The sequence below is a fragment of the Frigoribacterium sp. CG_9.8 genome (assembly GCF_015751965.1).
Taxonomy (GTDB): Bacteria; Actinomycetota; Actinomycetes; order Actinomycetales; family Microbacteriaceae; genus Lacisediminihabitans.
The window spans coordinates 282639-296269 of the sequence record NZ_JADOVH010000002.1 but is presented as its reverse complement, the minus strand read 5'-3'; the positions used below and the strand labels follow the sequence as shown (position 1 = coordinate 296269).

Annotated in this window: 14 protein-coding genes; 2 read left to right on the top strand and 12 right to left on the bottom strand. The window is 63.1% G+C overall.

Annotation, left to right across the window (positions count from 1 at the left end; translation table 11 throughout):
• The 9 genes from IWX88_RS06285 to IWX88_RS06245 all read right to left on the bottom strand — a co-directional run bounded on the left by IWX88_RS06285 (window position 1) and on the right by IWX88_RS06245 (window position 7799).
• Window positions 1–900: a F0F1 ATP synthase subunit gamma gene (locus tag IWX88_RS06285; RefSeq protein ID WP_196828366.1), complete on the bottom strand. Its 900-nt coding sequence runs from the start codon at window positions 898–900 to the stop codon at window positions 1–3.
• A 70-nt stretch (window positions 901–970) separates the two neighbouring features.
• Window positions 971–2608, bottom strand: a complete 1638-nt coding sequence (gene atpA / locus IWX88_RS06280; RefSeq protein ID WP_196828364.1) for a F0F1 ATP synthase subunit alpha — start codon at window positions 2606–2608, stop codon at window positions 971–973.
• Window positions 2609–2692: 84 nt separating this feature from the next.
• A complete protein-coding gene (locus IWX88_RS06275; RefSeq protein WP_196828362.1) occupies window positions 2693–3487 on the bottom strand; it encodes a F0F1 ATP synthase subunit delta in 795 nt (264 codons plus the stop codon).
• 2 nt (window positions 3488–3489) lie between these two features.
• Window positions 3490–4068, bottom strand: coding sequence for a F0F1 ATP synthase subunit B (locus IWX88_RS06270; RefSeq protein ID WP_196828360.1), 579 nt, complete (start codon window positions 4066–4068; stop codon window positions 3490–3492).
• 2 nt (window positions 4069–4070) lie between these two features.
• Entirely contained in the window at window positions 4071–4304 is a 234-nt protein-coding gene (atpE, locus tag IWX88_RS06265; protein WP_196828358.1) for an ATP synthase F0 subunit C, read from the bottom strand.
• 107 nt (window positions 4305–4411) lie between these two features.
• The gene (atpB, locus tag IWX88_RS06260; protein ID WP_196828937.1) at window positions 4412–5218 is read right to left on the bottom strand and encodes a F0F1 ATP synthase subunit A; all 807 of its coding nucleotides are present in this window, start codon (window positions 5216–5218) and stop codon (window positions 4412–4414) included.
• A 108-nt stretch (window positions 5219–5326) separates the two neighbouring features.
• Window positions 5327–5785, bottom strand: coding sequence for a hypothetical protein (locus tag IWX88_RS06255; protein WP_196828356.1), 459 nt, complete (start codon window positions 5783–5785; stop codon window positions 5327–5329).
• Window positions 5782–7041 carry an MraY family glycosyltransferase gene (locus IWX88_RS06250; protein ID WP_370568208.1) on the bottom strand — a complete coding sequence of 420 codons (1260 nt, stop codon included), beginning with the start codon at window positions 7039–7041 and terminating at the stop codon, window positions 5782–5784. The genes IWX88_RS06255 and IWX88_RS06250 overlap by 4 nt, the downstream gene beginning before the upstream one ends.
• On the bottom strand, window positions 7038–7799 hold the full coding sequence (locus tag IWX88_RS06245; protein WP_196828933.1) for an L-threonylcarbamoyladenylate synthase: 762 nt from the start codon (window positions 7797–7799) through the stop codon (window positions 7038–7040). Before IWX88_RS06245 ends, IWX88_RS06250 begins: the two co-directional genes overlap by 4 nt.
• Before the next feature lie 95 nt (window positions 7800–7894).
• Here IWX88_RS06245 and IWX88_RS06240 point away from each other — a divergent pair, with 95 nt between their 5' ends.
• Together IWX88_RS06240 and IWX88_RS06235 are read left to right on the top strand one after the other, a co-directional pair.
• Complete coding sequence (locus IWX88_RS06240; protein ID WP_196828354.1) at window positions 7895–8524, top strand: HAD-IA family hydrolase; 630 nt, start codon at window positions 7895–7897, stop codon at window positions 8522–8524.
• Window positions 8524–9138, top strand: a complete 615-nt coding sequence (locus IWX88_RS06235) for an HAD family phosphatase (protein ID WP_231368925.1) — start codon at window positions 8524–8526, stop codon at window positions 9136–9138. Before IWX88_RS06240 ends, IWX88_RS06235 begins: the two co-directional genes overlap by 1 nt.
• A 59-nt stretch (window positions 9139–9197) precedes the next feature.
• Here IWX88_RS06235 and prmC read toward each other — a convergent pair whose 3' ends face one another.
• From prmC to rho, 3 genes are read right to left on the bottom strand one after another with little or no spacing between them, the layout of a single operon-like run.
• Window positions 9198–10064 (bottom strand): peptide chain release factor N(5)-glutamine methyltransferase, encoded by an 867-nt coding sequence (gene prmC / locus IWX88_RS06230; protein ID WP_231368924.1) that lies wholly within the window; start codon window positions 10062–10064, stop codon window positions 9198–9200.
• Window positions 10065–10083: 19 nt separating this feature from the next.
• Window positions 10084–11181, bottom strand: coding sequence for a peptide chain release factor 1 (gene prfA / locus IWX88_RS06225; protein WP_196828350.1), 1098 nt, complete (start codon window positions 11179–11181; stop codon window positions 10084–10086).
• A gap of 5 nt (window positions 11182–11186) precedes the next feature.
• On the bottom strand, window positions 11187–13469 hold the full coding sequence (gene rho / locus IWX88_RS06220; RefSeq protein ID WP_196828929.1) for a transcription termination factor Rho: 2283 nt from the start codon (window positions 13467–13469) through the stop codon (window positions 11187–11189).
• Window positions 13470–13631: the final 162 nt, after the last annotated feature.

The following is a 13631-nucleotide window of genomic DNA, read 5'->3' as shown; positions in this document are numbered from 1 at the left end:
TTACTTTTTGGACGAAAGTGCATCGGCGCCGCCGACGATCTCGGAAATCTGCTGGGTGATCTCAGACTGGCGCGCGTTGTTGGCGAGCCGGGTGAAAGTGGTGATGAGCTTGTCGGCATTATCACTTGCCGACTTCATTGCCCGCTGGCGGGCCGCGTGCTCGGATGCCGCGGATTGCAGCATTGCGTTGAAGATCCGGCTCTCGATGTAGACCGGCAGCAGGGCGTCCAGGACATCACCGACCTCCGGCTCGAACTCATAGAGCGGCAGGATCTCATTATCGGCGGGAGCCTCGACCCCTTCGACAACCTCGAGGGGCAGCAGTCGCACCACCTCCGGCACCTGGGTCACCACGCTGACGAAACGGTTGTAGACGATGTGGATCTCATCGACCCCTCCCTCGCTTGCCGGCTGGATGAACTTGGCGACGAGTGTCTCACCGATCTTCTGTGCGGTCTCGAACTCGGGTTTCTCGGTGCTGCCCGTCCAGATCTGCTCGGCGGCACGTTTACGAAAGGCGAAGTACGCGGCCGCCTTGCGTCCGACCAGATAGTAGACGACCTCTTTGCCCTGACTCTGCAGCAGCGTGACGAGCTCGCTGGATTCGCGCACCACATTCGTGCTGAAGGCACCTGCGAGTCCCCGGTCTGAGGTGAAGAGCACGACAGCGGCCCGCTCGATCTTCGCCTTCTCGGTGGTGAGGATGTGATCCACATTAGAGAATGTCGCGACAGCCGACACAGCGCGCGTCACGGCGCGCGAGTATGGGCCGGAGGCTGCGACTCGAGCCTGCGCTTTTTGGATGCGTGAGGCAGAGATCAGCTCCATGGCCCGAGTGATCTTCTTGGTCGTCTGGGCAGACTTGATCTTCTGCCGGTAAACCCGAAGTTGCGCTCCCATGTCTGTACTTTCCTTTGGTTTGTGAAAATTGGTGGTCGAGTTGGACGCACAGCGCCCGTATCGAGACCCGCTAGCGCTTGCGCTTGACGATCTGCTCCTGGGCGATGTTCTCGGGCTCAATAGCCTCGAATTGTTCCGTGCCAACCGACGCGAGCGGCTTGCCCTCGCCGGTCTGGAACTCGAGCTTGAACTTTTCGACGCCCGCATCGAGAGCGGCGACCGTCTCGTCATCCAGCACATTCGTGGCCTTGAGCTTCGACAGGACCTCGGTGTTGCGGCCCAGGAAGTCGAGGAGCTCACGCTCGAAGCGCAACACGTCCTCAACTGCGACCTCGTCGAGTTTGCCGTTCGTTCCCGCCCAGATCGAGACAACCTGCTCCTCGACCGGGTAGGGCGAGTACTGCGGCTGCCGGAGCAGTTCTGTCAGGCGTGCACCACGGGCGAGCTGGCGGCGGCTGGTCGGGTCGAGGTCCGATGCGAACATCGCGAACGCCTCGAGTGACCGATACTGGGCCAGCTCGAGCTTGAGCGTGCCTGACACCTTCTTGATCGACTTGACCTGAGCGTCACCGCCGACTCGCGAGACCGAGATTCCCACGTCAACCGCCGGGCGCTGGTTCGCGTTGAAGAGGTCGGACTGCAAGAAGATCTGGCCGTCGGTGATCGAGATCACGTTTGTGGGGATGTACGCCGAGACGTCGTTTGCCTTGGTCTCGATGATCGGCAGTCCGGTCATCGATCCCGCCCCCAGCTCGTCGGAGAGCTTCGCACAACGCTCGAGCAGTCGGGAGTGCAGGTAGAACACGTCACCGGGGTACGCCTCGCGCCCCGGGGGACGACGCAGCAGCAGCGACACGGCGCGATAGGCCTCGGCCTGCTTCGACAGGTCATCGAAGATGATCAGCACGTGCTTGCCGCCATACATCCAGTGCTGGCCGATGGCCGACCCGGTATAGGGAGCGAGGTACTTGAAGCCGGCGGGGTCAGAGGCTGGAGAGGCCACGATCGTGGTGTACTCCATGGCTCCGGCATCCTCGAGCGCGCCCTTGACCGAGGCGATGGTCGAACCCTTTTGGCCGATGGCAACATAGATGCAGCGCACCTGCCTAGTGGCGTCACCGGATTCCCAGTTGGCCTTCTGGTTGATAATCGTGTCGATCGCGATAGCGGTCTTGCCGGTCTGGCGGTCACCGATGATGAGCTGGCGCTGGCCACGGCCGATCGGGATCATCGCGTCGATCGCCTTGATGCCGGTCTGCATCGGCTCGTGCACACTCTTGCGCTGCATGACGCCGGGCGCCTGCAGTTCGAGGGCACGGCGCCCCTCACTCGCGATCTCGCCAAGACCATCGATTGGCGCACCGAGTGGGTCGACAACGCGACCGAGGTAGCCATCGCCGACGGGAACGGAGAGTACCTCTCCGGTGCGGGTGACCTCGAGGCCTTCGACAATCCCGGCAAACTCGCCGAGCACGATGACGCCGATTTCGTTCTCGTCCAGGTTCTGGGCGAGGCCGAGGGTGCCATCGGCAAACTTGATGAGCTCGTTCGCCATCACGCCGGGGAGACCCTGCACGTGAGCGATACCGTCGGCTGCGTCGATGACGTATCCGACCTCGGTTGTCGAGGCGGATGCGGGGTCATACGCCTTGACGAAGTCCTTGAGCGCGTCGCGGATCTCGTCCGGGCTGATCGTGAGGTCTGCCATTTCCGTCATTTCCTTGTCTTCGCGAAGCCATTTGGCTTCGGTGGGTCTGTATTGGTGACTGTGGTCACCGACGTACGGTTGGGACTACCCGGCGAGCTGAAGCCGGAGGTCCTTGATCTTCGATGCAACGCTGTCGTCGATGACTGTGTCGCCGACCTGCACGCGGATCCCGCCGATGAGGGCGGGGTCGACGATCAGATTGAACTTGAGCGCTCGCCCGAACTTGGCGGCGAGACCCTTTTGCAACCGCTCGAGCTGAACGGCGCGGATGGGTGCGGCGCTCGTTATCGTCGCGACCGCGAGGCCGGACTGGTCGGCGACGATGGATGCGGCAGTGCGCAGAAGCTCGCCGACGCGCCGACCGCGGGGCTGCTGCATGAGGTGACGCACGATCGACAGCGTTTGCGGAGAAACCTTTTTCGCCAGTAGTGCCTCGACGAGTGCCACCTTCGACGCAGCGCTGCCGAGTTTGCTGCTCACCGCGAGTTCGAGCTCGGGATCAGACGAGACCGCCGTGCCGAAGGCAAACAGCTCGGCGTCGATATTGACCGTCGCCGGGGCGGATTCCGCTGCGGCTCGCAGCCCGAGTTCTTCGATGCCGGCGAGCAGGTCATCCGTGTTCGACCAGCGGTGCGAGACGACTGCGTGAAGCAAGCCGAGGGTGGCGGCGCTGAGATTGGTTCCGAAGACGGCTGCGAGAATGGCCTGTTTTTGCGTGCCATCCGTCGCCGTGTCCGTCAGCATCGAAATGAGTTGCGCCGAGCCGCCGATGATCCGGCCTGCTGAAAACAGCTCATCGGCAGTGGCCAGGTCCGCAGGGCCGGCGGACGATAATTCCGCCCGTGAGGCGGTGAGAGCTTCCCTGGTCGCTGATCCCATGCTCAGTTCACCGACTCCGGCTGCGCTGTCGTGCCCGAGGATGCCGCCTGCTCAGACTTTTCCAATTCGGCCAGGAACTGGTCGACGAGGTTGGCGGCGTTCTTGTCGTCCGATAAGCTCTGCCCGATAACACCGGCTGCCAGGTCGATTGCCAGCGATCCGACCTCCGACCGCAGCGAGACGAGTGCCGACTGGCGCTCCGCCTCGATGGTCACCAGCGCGTTTGCCGTGACTCGCGCCGCTTCTGCGCTCGCCTGCTCCTTGAGTTCGTTCAGGATCTTCACGCCGTCTTGGCGTGCCTGGTCACGGATCTTGGCCGCCTCGGCGCGTGCCTCAGCGAGCTGTTCGGTGTACTTCTCGAGGGCAACAGCAGCTTCTGCTTGAGCGTTCTCCGCCTTTGCGATGCCCCCTTCGATGAGCTCGGCACGGGTGTCGAGCATCTTCTGCACCCGAGGAAGGATTGCGCGCCAGAAGAAGATGAACAGCACGACGAAGATCACCGACGACCAGATTATGTCTGGCACGGCAGGAAGCAGCGGATTGGACGACTCGGCCGCCACCGAGAGATCAGAGGGGATCATTGCTAATTCGTGAAGATGAAGTACGTGGCGATGCCGATGAAGGCCAGCGCCTCGGTGAATGCGATACCGATGTACATGAGCACCGTGAGGCGACCCTGCAGTTCGGGCTGGCGAGCGACCGACTCGATTGTCTTGCCGACGACGATTCCTACGCCGATGGCCGGTCCAATGGCCGCGAGGCCGTAGCCGACGGTCGCGATATTGCCGGTGAGAGCGGCGACAGTGGTGGTGTCCACGTTGTGATTCCTTCCATGATGGTGCAAGAGGCGGTTGCCTGGCTCGCGTCGTGCGTGTTCACACCGCGCTCGTTCGCACGGTGCTGGTGCGGTTAGTGCTGGTGCGGTTAGTGCTCGTCCGCCAGCGCAAGCTGGAGGTAGACAGCGGTGAGGATGGTGAATACATAGGCCTGCAGAACGGCAACGAGGAGCTCGAAGAGCGTAAAGACGAAGCCGAAAGCGAGCGTGCCGATGCCGAACAGCTTGAACAGGCCTGGAGCCTCGAAGAAGAAGAACGAGGTGGCGAGAAAGAACAGAACGAGCAGCAGATGCCCGACGATCATGTTCATGAGCAGTCGTAGGGTATGAGTGACGGGTCGCACAATGAAGGTCGACAAAATCTCGATTGGCGTCACGATGATGTACAGACCCACCGGCACCCCGGGGGGGAAGAGCGAATTGCGCAGGAACTTGCCTGGATGCTTGCGCAGTCCGGCGTAAATCCAGGTCACGTAGGCGATACCGGCGAGCACGAGCGGTACCCCAATTACCGAAGTGCCTGCAATGTTCAGCAGAGGGACCGTGCCAGTGAGGTTCATCGCGACGATCATGAAGAAGAACGTCGTGAGAATTGGTAGAAACCGCTTGCCATCCTTCTTGCCGAGCAGATCTTCGGCAATGCCGACCCGAACGAAATCGAGTCCCATTTCGATCAGCGACTGGCCGCGACCGGGTACGACGCTCATGCGCCGGGTCCCAAGCCAGAACACCACAATGATGACCACTGCCACCAGGATGCGGACCAGCATGATCCGATTCAACTCGAATGGTGTCCCGGCGAAGAGCACCACCGGAGGGAAGAACTCACCGATGTTGGGCCCCACGAAACCGCCTCCGCTGTCGCCTTCGCTGGCGAGCGGGAGGATCAGGTTCAGAGTGTGGGGTAGCAGCGCTAACTCCAGAATCGGGGCGTGAGGGCACGCGGCGAGAAGAAGGGGGGCGTTCGAAAAGAGCCTACCAAACGAATGAGGTGCTCCTCACCCTCAGTCCGGTCGATCGGGGGTCGCAGCGGCCTCCGCAGGCAGGCTGATGTCGCTGACATAGGGCATCCGCGATCGCGCGATCACCACCACATCCACCACGAGCGTTCCCATCACGGCGACAACCACCGTGAGGAACAGCACCTGCGTCTGGATCCACGGCTGGTCCTTGAGAAGAACGATCAAGACGATGAAGACCACCAGTTTCACCAGCCAGGCACCCATCACGATGCCAAAAAAAGCGACGCTGAGTAGGTCGCCCCTGGCTACTTTCGTGGCAAGGACGATACTGGCGGCTGTGATGCCGAGGAAGAAGACGGCCATGGCCGTTCCGATCAGGGCACTGACGAGCCCGACTCCCCCGCCCACGATGAAGCCGACGGCCGACCCGACGACCGCGATGACGAGGGCGAGGATGCCACCGTAGCCAAGGATCCGCTTGAGGATGGGGATGGCACTCATGAGGTTTCCTTCGTGGGGGTTGTGGTGGCAACCACGTCTGTGGCAACCACGTCGTTCGCAGCCTCGTCGTTCGCAGCCTCGTCGAGCGGGTCGAACCGTGCGACGGCGCCTTCGGCCTCGTCGTCAGCGCTGGCGCGTTGCACGGATGCCTCGACGGCCTTACGACGGGTCAGGGGTGCGAGGGTGAAGCCCGCACAGACGACGAGGCCGACGATGATGAACATGACACCCCAGATGGCGTCGAAGAACATGAACAGGAGGCATCCGATCGACACCACGGCGGTCCAGGAGTAGAAAAGCAGCACCGCGTGCACATCCGAGTGCCCCATATCGAGCAGGCGGTGGTGAAGGTGCTTGCGGTCAGCGGTGAATGGCGACTTGCCAGCCCGGAGGCGTCGAAAGATCGCCAGTGCGAAGTCCAGCAGCGGAATGAGCAGGATGGCGAGGGGCAGCAGAATCGGGATGAACGCGGGAATGAGCTGCTTGGAGTATTGCAACGCGGCGAGGTCCACCTGGCCGGTCACAGAAATCGCCGATGTCGCCATCAGCAGGCCGACCAGGAGCGCTCCGGCATCGCCCATGAAGAGCTTCGCCGGGTGCCAGTTGAGCGGAAGGAAACCGACACAGGCACCGATCAGTACCGCCGAAATGAGGATCGCGAGATTGAAGTACTCGGCCGCCGCGCTGCGGGTCACGAGAATGTAGCTGTAAATGAAAAATGCGCTATTGGCGATGATCGCGACCCCGGCGACGAGCCCGTCGAGCCCGTCGATGAAGTTGATCGCGTTCATCACGAGCACGATGGCAAAAATGGTGATGATCAGCCCGGTGTAGGAGGAGAGCACGATCACCCCGCCGACGATCGGCAGGGTGGTGAGCTGCACCCCCTGCCAGGCGAGGAGGCCGGCAGCGATGATCTGCCCGGCAAGTTTCGTCACCCAGTCAAGATCCCAGATATCGTCGGCGACACCGATGAGCACGATGATGAGGGCGGATCCGAGGATCGCGAAAATCGGGCCGGGCTTGGCGAAGATGAGGTGGAACTGCGGCAGTTGCGAGGCGATACCGAATGCGGTGAGGATTCCGATGAACATGGCAATGCCGCCGAGTCGCGGCGTGGGACGCGTGTGCACATCCCGCTCACGAATGGCCGGATACAGCCGGTACTTCATGCCGAGCCTGGCAACCACCGTCGCCAGCACGAACGTCACTACGGCAGAGAGTCCGCCAGCAGCGAGATAGAAGATGAATCTCACGGCGTGGGTTCCGCTGGCTCGGCCGTCCCTGCTGGCTCGGCGCTGTTGGCAGTCACGGCGCTGTCGGCAGTCTCGGCGCTGTCGGCAGTCTCGGCGCTGAACTTCTCGAGCACCGCGTCGATCTGGGCCTCGGTAATGACGCCATGTCTCACGATTCGCAGGACACCGCCGGCGACAAGAGGGGTCGCGTCGACGATCGTCGAACCGAGCCCTGCCGCTTCGTAATCGTGGCCGACTTCCCCACCGTCGAGATAAACCTCCACGCTGTCGCCGAGCATCCGCTCGGCATCCTGCGCGGTGCGGGCCGCAATCTCCCCCGTGAGGTTGGCAGAGGACACCGCGAGAGGGCCCGTTTCCGACAGCAGTTCGAGGGCGATGCGGTTATTCGGCATCCGCAGCGCAACGGTGCCGTTGGTGTCGCCGAGATCCCACTTGAGCGAGGGGTTGGCCGGCAGGATCACGGTGAGGCCGCCCGGCCAGAACGCGGCGACGAGGGCCCGCACTTCCGGCGGCACAGTCTCGGCGAGCGCATCAAGGGTCGGGATGCCCGGAATCAGCACCGGCGGCGGTGACTGCCGCGTGCGGCCCTTCGCATCGAGCAGGCGCTGCACACCGGAGGCGCTGAATGCGTCGACGGCGAGACCGTAGAGGGTGTCGGTCGGAAACACCACGAGCTCCCCCCGGCCGATGGCGCCCCGTGCGAGTCGCATTCCGGTGAGAAGCTGGTCCTGCTCCGAGCAGTTATAGATCGTCGCCATATCGGTAGACATCTTACTTCGGGCACCCCGGCGGCTTCGACGATGAATTTGCCCACTTCGATGCCTGAGACAATTGTGCAACCGGTAGGAGCCATGTGGACCTGTATTTCTTCGATTTCGATAAGACCCTCTACACCTATGACTTCAATTTTCGGCTGCCAGCGCTCAGTGCCATGACCGGGGCAAGCCAGTACCACCTGGCCAAGACCTGGTGGACCGGGGGCTTCGAGGTGCGAGCGGAGGCGGGCGAGTGGCCAACCTCCGGGGAGTATCTTGCCGAATTCGAGCGCGTGACCGGATCGCCCCTGACGCTTCAGAACTGGCAGGAGGCCCGAGCACTGGCGAGCACGGTGATCCCGGCAAGCGTTGACGCCCTGCGCCGGGCATCCACCCTCGGTACTGTGTCGCTGCTCTCCAACAACCCCTCGCCGTTCGCTGAGTCCCTTGCCGTGCTCGCTCCGGATGTCACGGCCATCGTTGGTGAGAATCGACTCGTCAGCTGCCAGCTGGGCGTTCGCAAGCCCGAGACCCAGATCTTCGAGCTCGCCCTGGCGCACTACCGTGCCCGGCCGGAAGACACTTTTTTCGTTGATGACTCGGCACGCAATGTCGAGGGTGCGAGCGCACTCGACATTCATGCGCACCAACTCACTTACCTGCACGGCGTTCCACAGACCGATCTCTTGGATGCGGCGATCACCCGCTTCGCAGGCCGGAACGCCTGATGCTGCTCTTCATCTTCGACATGGACGAAGTGCTGTACGGCTACAACTGGCAACAGCGGATGGCCGGGATGACCGAACTCACCGGACTGTCACTGGAAAGGCTGCGGGAACTCTGGTGGCACGAAGAGGGTGAAATGGCGGCGGAAGCCGGAGGCTTTGCCACCGCGGAGGTCTATCTCGCCGCCTTCAACGACGCGATCGGCGTCGACGTATCCGAGGCCGATTGGGTACGCGTGCGCGGTGGCGCGATGGAGCCGTGGCGAGATTCAATTGCGGCGGTACGTCGTGCTGCCGAACTCGGGCAGGTCACCCTCTTGACCAACAACGGCCCCATGACCGGCAAACACCTGCACCAGCTTGCGCCAGAGCTCGTTGCGGTCTTCGGCGATCATCTCTTCACCTCCTCCGACTACGGAGCGCGCAAGCCGGAGCCGGAAGTGTTTAGGAACGTGCTCGAACGCTATGGGATCTCCGCGCAGAACACCTTCTTCGCCGATGACATGCAGGAAAATATCGACGGAGCCCTGAGCGTGGGGATCACCGCCCACCATTTCACGGATGCGCCCTCGCTGCTCGCGGCGATTGAGGAGTTCGCGGCAGCGCGGCAGGGCTGAGAAGAGGCAGCGCTGAACGGAAGCGCCGTGCAGAAGCGCCGCGCGCAGAGGACCTCGCCTCAGCGCAGGGCGGTCGTGGCGCGGTCCCGCCCGAGAAAATCCGGGTGCGATGCAATGGAGCGCCAGTTGTCAGCGGCCAGGATGGCTGCGATCGCGGCCGCCTGCAGCTCACCATGCTCCAACACCAGTGTGCCGCCCGCATGCAACAGGCGCCGCGCGGTGCGCGACACCTGACGCACCACATCCAGACCGTCCTCGCCACCGTAGAGAGCGTGCTCTGGATCGAACAGCCGCACCTCCGGATCGCGCGGCACGGCACCGAGCGGTATGTACGGAGGATTCGAGATGACGACCGCGACCGTGCCGTCGAGCTCTGGCAGCGCGGATGCAAGGTCGCCAAACACGGCATGCGCATTGTCAGCGCCGCTCTCGAGAAAATTCTGCCGGGTCCAGATGAACGCTTCGGGAGAATTCTCCACCCCGTAGACCCGGGCGTGCGGTACCTCGGTGGCGAGGGCGAGGGCGATCGCACCGCTCCCGGTGCCGAGGTCGATACCGATCGGCTCCGGGCCGGCTGCCGCCCGCAGTGCGTCGATGGCAAACTGTGCGACCTGCTCGGTCTCGGGGCGTGGCACGAAGACTCCCGGGCCCACCGCGAGCTCGAGGAGGCGGAACGGCGCTCGGCCGGTGATGTGCTGAAGAGGTTCCCGGCCAGCACGACGCTCAACCAGCGCGCTGATCTTCGCCGCATCAACGTGCGACACTGCGCCACCGGTGACGGCCTTCGCCTGCACCTCACCCCGGCTCATCCCGAGCACGAAACCGATGAGGAGCTCGGCATCGACGTCCGGGGATGGCACGCCGGCACTGGCAAGCAGTTCGACTGCGCCGCGGAACGCGGTCGTGATGGTTTCTGGCAGCGACATGGTGGGAAACGAAGTCGAACTAGTCGACGTCGCCGGCCAGGGCTTCGAGGCGCGATTCCTCATCCGCTTCGATATCGCTCTGGATGACCGGCTCGAGAGCCCCGTTCATCACCGCATCGAGGTTGTAGGCCTTGTAGCCCGTGCGATGGTCGGCGATCCGGTTCTCGGGAAAGTTGTAGGTGCGGATTCGCTCGGACCGATCCATCGTGCGGATCTGACTCTTGCGCACGACGGATGCCGCGGCGTCGATCTCCTCCTGCTGGCGCGCAAGCACGCGGGCACGAAGCACGCGCATGCCAGCCTCGCGGTTTTGCAGCTGCGACTTCTCGTTTTGCATCGCCACAACGATGCCGGTGGGGAGATGGGTGATGCGCACGGCAGAGTCGGTGGTGTTCACCGACTGGCCGCCAGGACCACTGGAGCGGTAGACATCGATCTTGAGATCGTTCTGGCTGATCTCGACCTCTTCGGGCTCATCCACCTCTGGAAAGACGAGCACGCCGGCTGCCGAGGTGTGGATGCGTCCCTGCGACTCGGTCGCGGGCACACGCTGCACGCGGTGCACCCCGCCCTCGTATTTGAGATGTGCCCAGACACCCTCGGCAGGGTCGGTCGAGTTGCCCTTGATGGCGAGCTGCACGTCCTTGATGCCACCGAGATCGCTCGAGGTCTGCTCGATGATCTCGGTCTTCCACTTCTTGGACTCCGCGTAATGCAGGTACATGCGTAGAAGGTCCCCGGCGAAGAGCGCCGACTCGGCACCGCCCTCCCCCATTTTGATCTCCATGATCACGTCACGACCATCGTTGGGATCGCGCGGGATGAGCAGCCGACGAAGACGCTCCTCCATCACTTCGAGCTCCGTCGTGATGTTCACCAGCTCGTCGGCGAATGACGCGTCGTCTGCCGCCATCTCCGTTGCTGCATCGAAATCATCCGTGAGAGCCATCCAGCGGTTGTACGCGTCGACGATCCGGCTGAGCTCGGCATACCGCCGATTCACCTTTTTCGACTTGGCCGGATTGGAGTGGAGTTCGGGATCAGCAAGCTGCTCCTGAAGATTCCCATGCTCAACCAGCAGTGTCTTCACCGACTCGAATACGCCAGAGTCTGCCATCGGGTTTAGTCCTCTTTCGACCCGGATGCGCCCGGGAGCGACTTCTGGATCTTCATCAGAAACTCGACGTTGGACGACGTGTCCTTCAGCTGCGTGAGCACGAGCTCGAGCGCCTGCTGGGTCTCCAGCCCGGCGAGGGCGCGGCGCAGCTTCCAGTTGACTTTCGTCTCGTCGACGCCCATGAGCATCTCCTCGCGGCGGGTACCCGACGCGTTGACATCCACAGCCGGGAAGATGCGCTTGTCAGCCAGCTGACGAGACAGGCGCAACTCCATGTTTCCGGTGCCCTTGAATTCTTCGAAGATGACCTCGTCCATCTTGGACCCGGTCTCGACGAGCGCGGTGGCGAGGATCGTGAGTGATCCGCCGTCCTCGATATTGCGAGCGGCACCGAAGAACCGCTTCGGCGGGTAGAGGGCCGAAGAGTCGACTCCACCGGACAGGATGCGTCCGGACGCCGGGGCTGCAAGGTTGTACGCGCGGCCGAGGCGGGTGATCGAATCGAGCAACACGACAACGTCGTGTCCGAGTTCGACCAGTCGCTTAGCGCGCTCGATGGCGAGTTCGGCGACAGTGGTGTGATCCTCTGCCGGACGATCAAAGGTCGAGGCGATGACCTCACCCTTGACCGTTCGCTGCATGTCGGTCACCTCTTCCGGACGCTCGTCCACGAGCACGACCATCAGGTGGACCTCGGGGTTGTTCTTGGCGATGGCGTTGGCGATGGCCTGGAGCACCAGCGTCTTACCCGCCTTGGGCGGCGACACGATCAGGCCACGCTGGCCCTTGCCGATCGGCGACACGAGGTCGATAATTCGCGTGGTGAGCTTGCCCGACTCGGTCTCAAGGCGCAGGCGCTCCGTCGGGTAGAGCGGGGTGAGCTTGCCGAACTCGACCCGGTCGGCGGCTTGCTCGATCGGCAACCCGTTGATCGAGTCGATCTTCACGATCGCGTTGTACTTCTGCCGACCGGAGTTGTCGTTCTCGCGCGGCTGCCGGATGGCTCCGACAACAGCATCACCCTTGCGCAGGTTGTACTTCTTGACCTGGCCGAGGGAGACATAGACGTCATTGTTGCCCGGGAGGTAACCGCTGGTGCGCACGAATGCGTAGTTGTCGAGCACGTCGAGAATGCCGGCAACCGGGATGAGTACGTCATCCTCGGTGATCTCGGGCTCAAAGTCGTCATTTCCCGTTGCACCGCGACGCTTGCGGTCACGGTAGCGGTTGCGTCCACCGCGGTCATCGTCCTCGAGCAGCTGCTGCTGGTTGCGGTCATTATTGCCGTTGCGATCGTTATTGCCGTTGCGATCGTTATTGCCGTTGCGATCGTTGCTGTTGCCCTGCTGGCGGTCATTGCCCTGCTGGCGACCATTGCCGCTGTTTTGGCGATCCGCTTGCCCGTTCTGCTGGGCACCACTCTGCGCGTTCTGCTGGTTTCGGCTGTTCGCGTTACGACCGTTGGTTCGCTGCCCGTCGGAGACGTCACCGTTGCCCTGGTTGCCCTGGTTGCCCTGGTTACTCTGTTCGCCCTGATTGTTGTCAGGAACGGTGTCACCCTGCTGGCGGTCACCCTGCTGGCGGTCACCCTGCTGGCGATCACCCTGCTGCCGGTCACCCTGCTGCCGATCACCGCCGCGGTTGCGGTTGCGGTTACGAGAGTTGCGGGAGGGCTGGACGTCATCCGCCAGCGCCTCGGCCTCAGCTTCCTGCCCGGGGATGCGGTCGAGGCCGTCCTGTAACTGCGACTCGGTCGCCTGGGCGAGCGCCCGGGCATCCGCCTGAGTCTCCGTCTGGGCGTCCGTTTGGGCGACGCGCTCGGCTGCCTGCGCAGGAATCAGATCGGTGCCAGTCTCGGCGCCATTGGCGTGCCCGGAACCGGCCTTCGGAGCGGAGCGACGGTTTGTGACAGTGCGCTCAGTCGATTCGATGACGGGTGCTTCGGCGGACCCGGCATTCACAATCGAGGTGCTTGCCCGGCGCGATGCGCGCTTCTTGGCGACTGGCATGACAGAGGCCGATGCCTCCTCAACCGGTTCGAAGACAACGCGCGCGGCAGCTTCCGGCGCGGCAGCTTCCGGCGCGACAGCTTCGGGTGCGAAGACGACCGGTGCGGCAGTGGCGTCCTGGCTGGTGGGCTCGCTGGTGGGCTGGCTGCTGCCCTGGATCTCGGAGATGGCGCTCACGAGTTCCCCTTTGCGAAGTTTGGACGAGCCGCTGAGGCCGAGCTCGGTCGCAAGAGCCTGAAGCTCGGGAAGGCGTAGTTTGGCGAGGGCGATGGAGTCCATACCTGAGGCACGGACAGTGAGGTCAGTCACTAAGAGGGTTCCTTTCCCCGAACAAGTTCCGCACCTGACAGGTGCGAGTGATCCTTGCGGGAGGGTTTGACGTTCGGCGCTTTCGCTTCGGGTAGCGCCTGTGCTTCGAGTTGCGCCGGTGCGAATAATCGC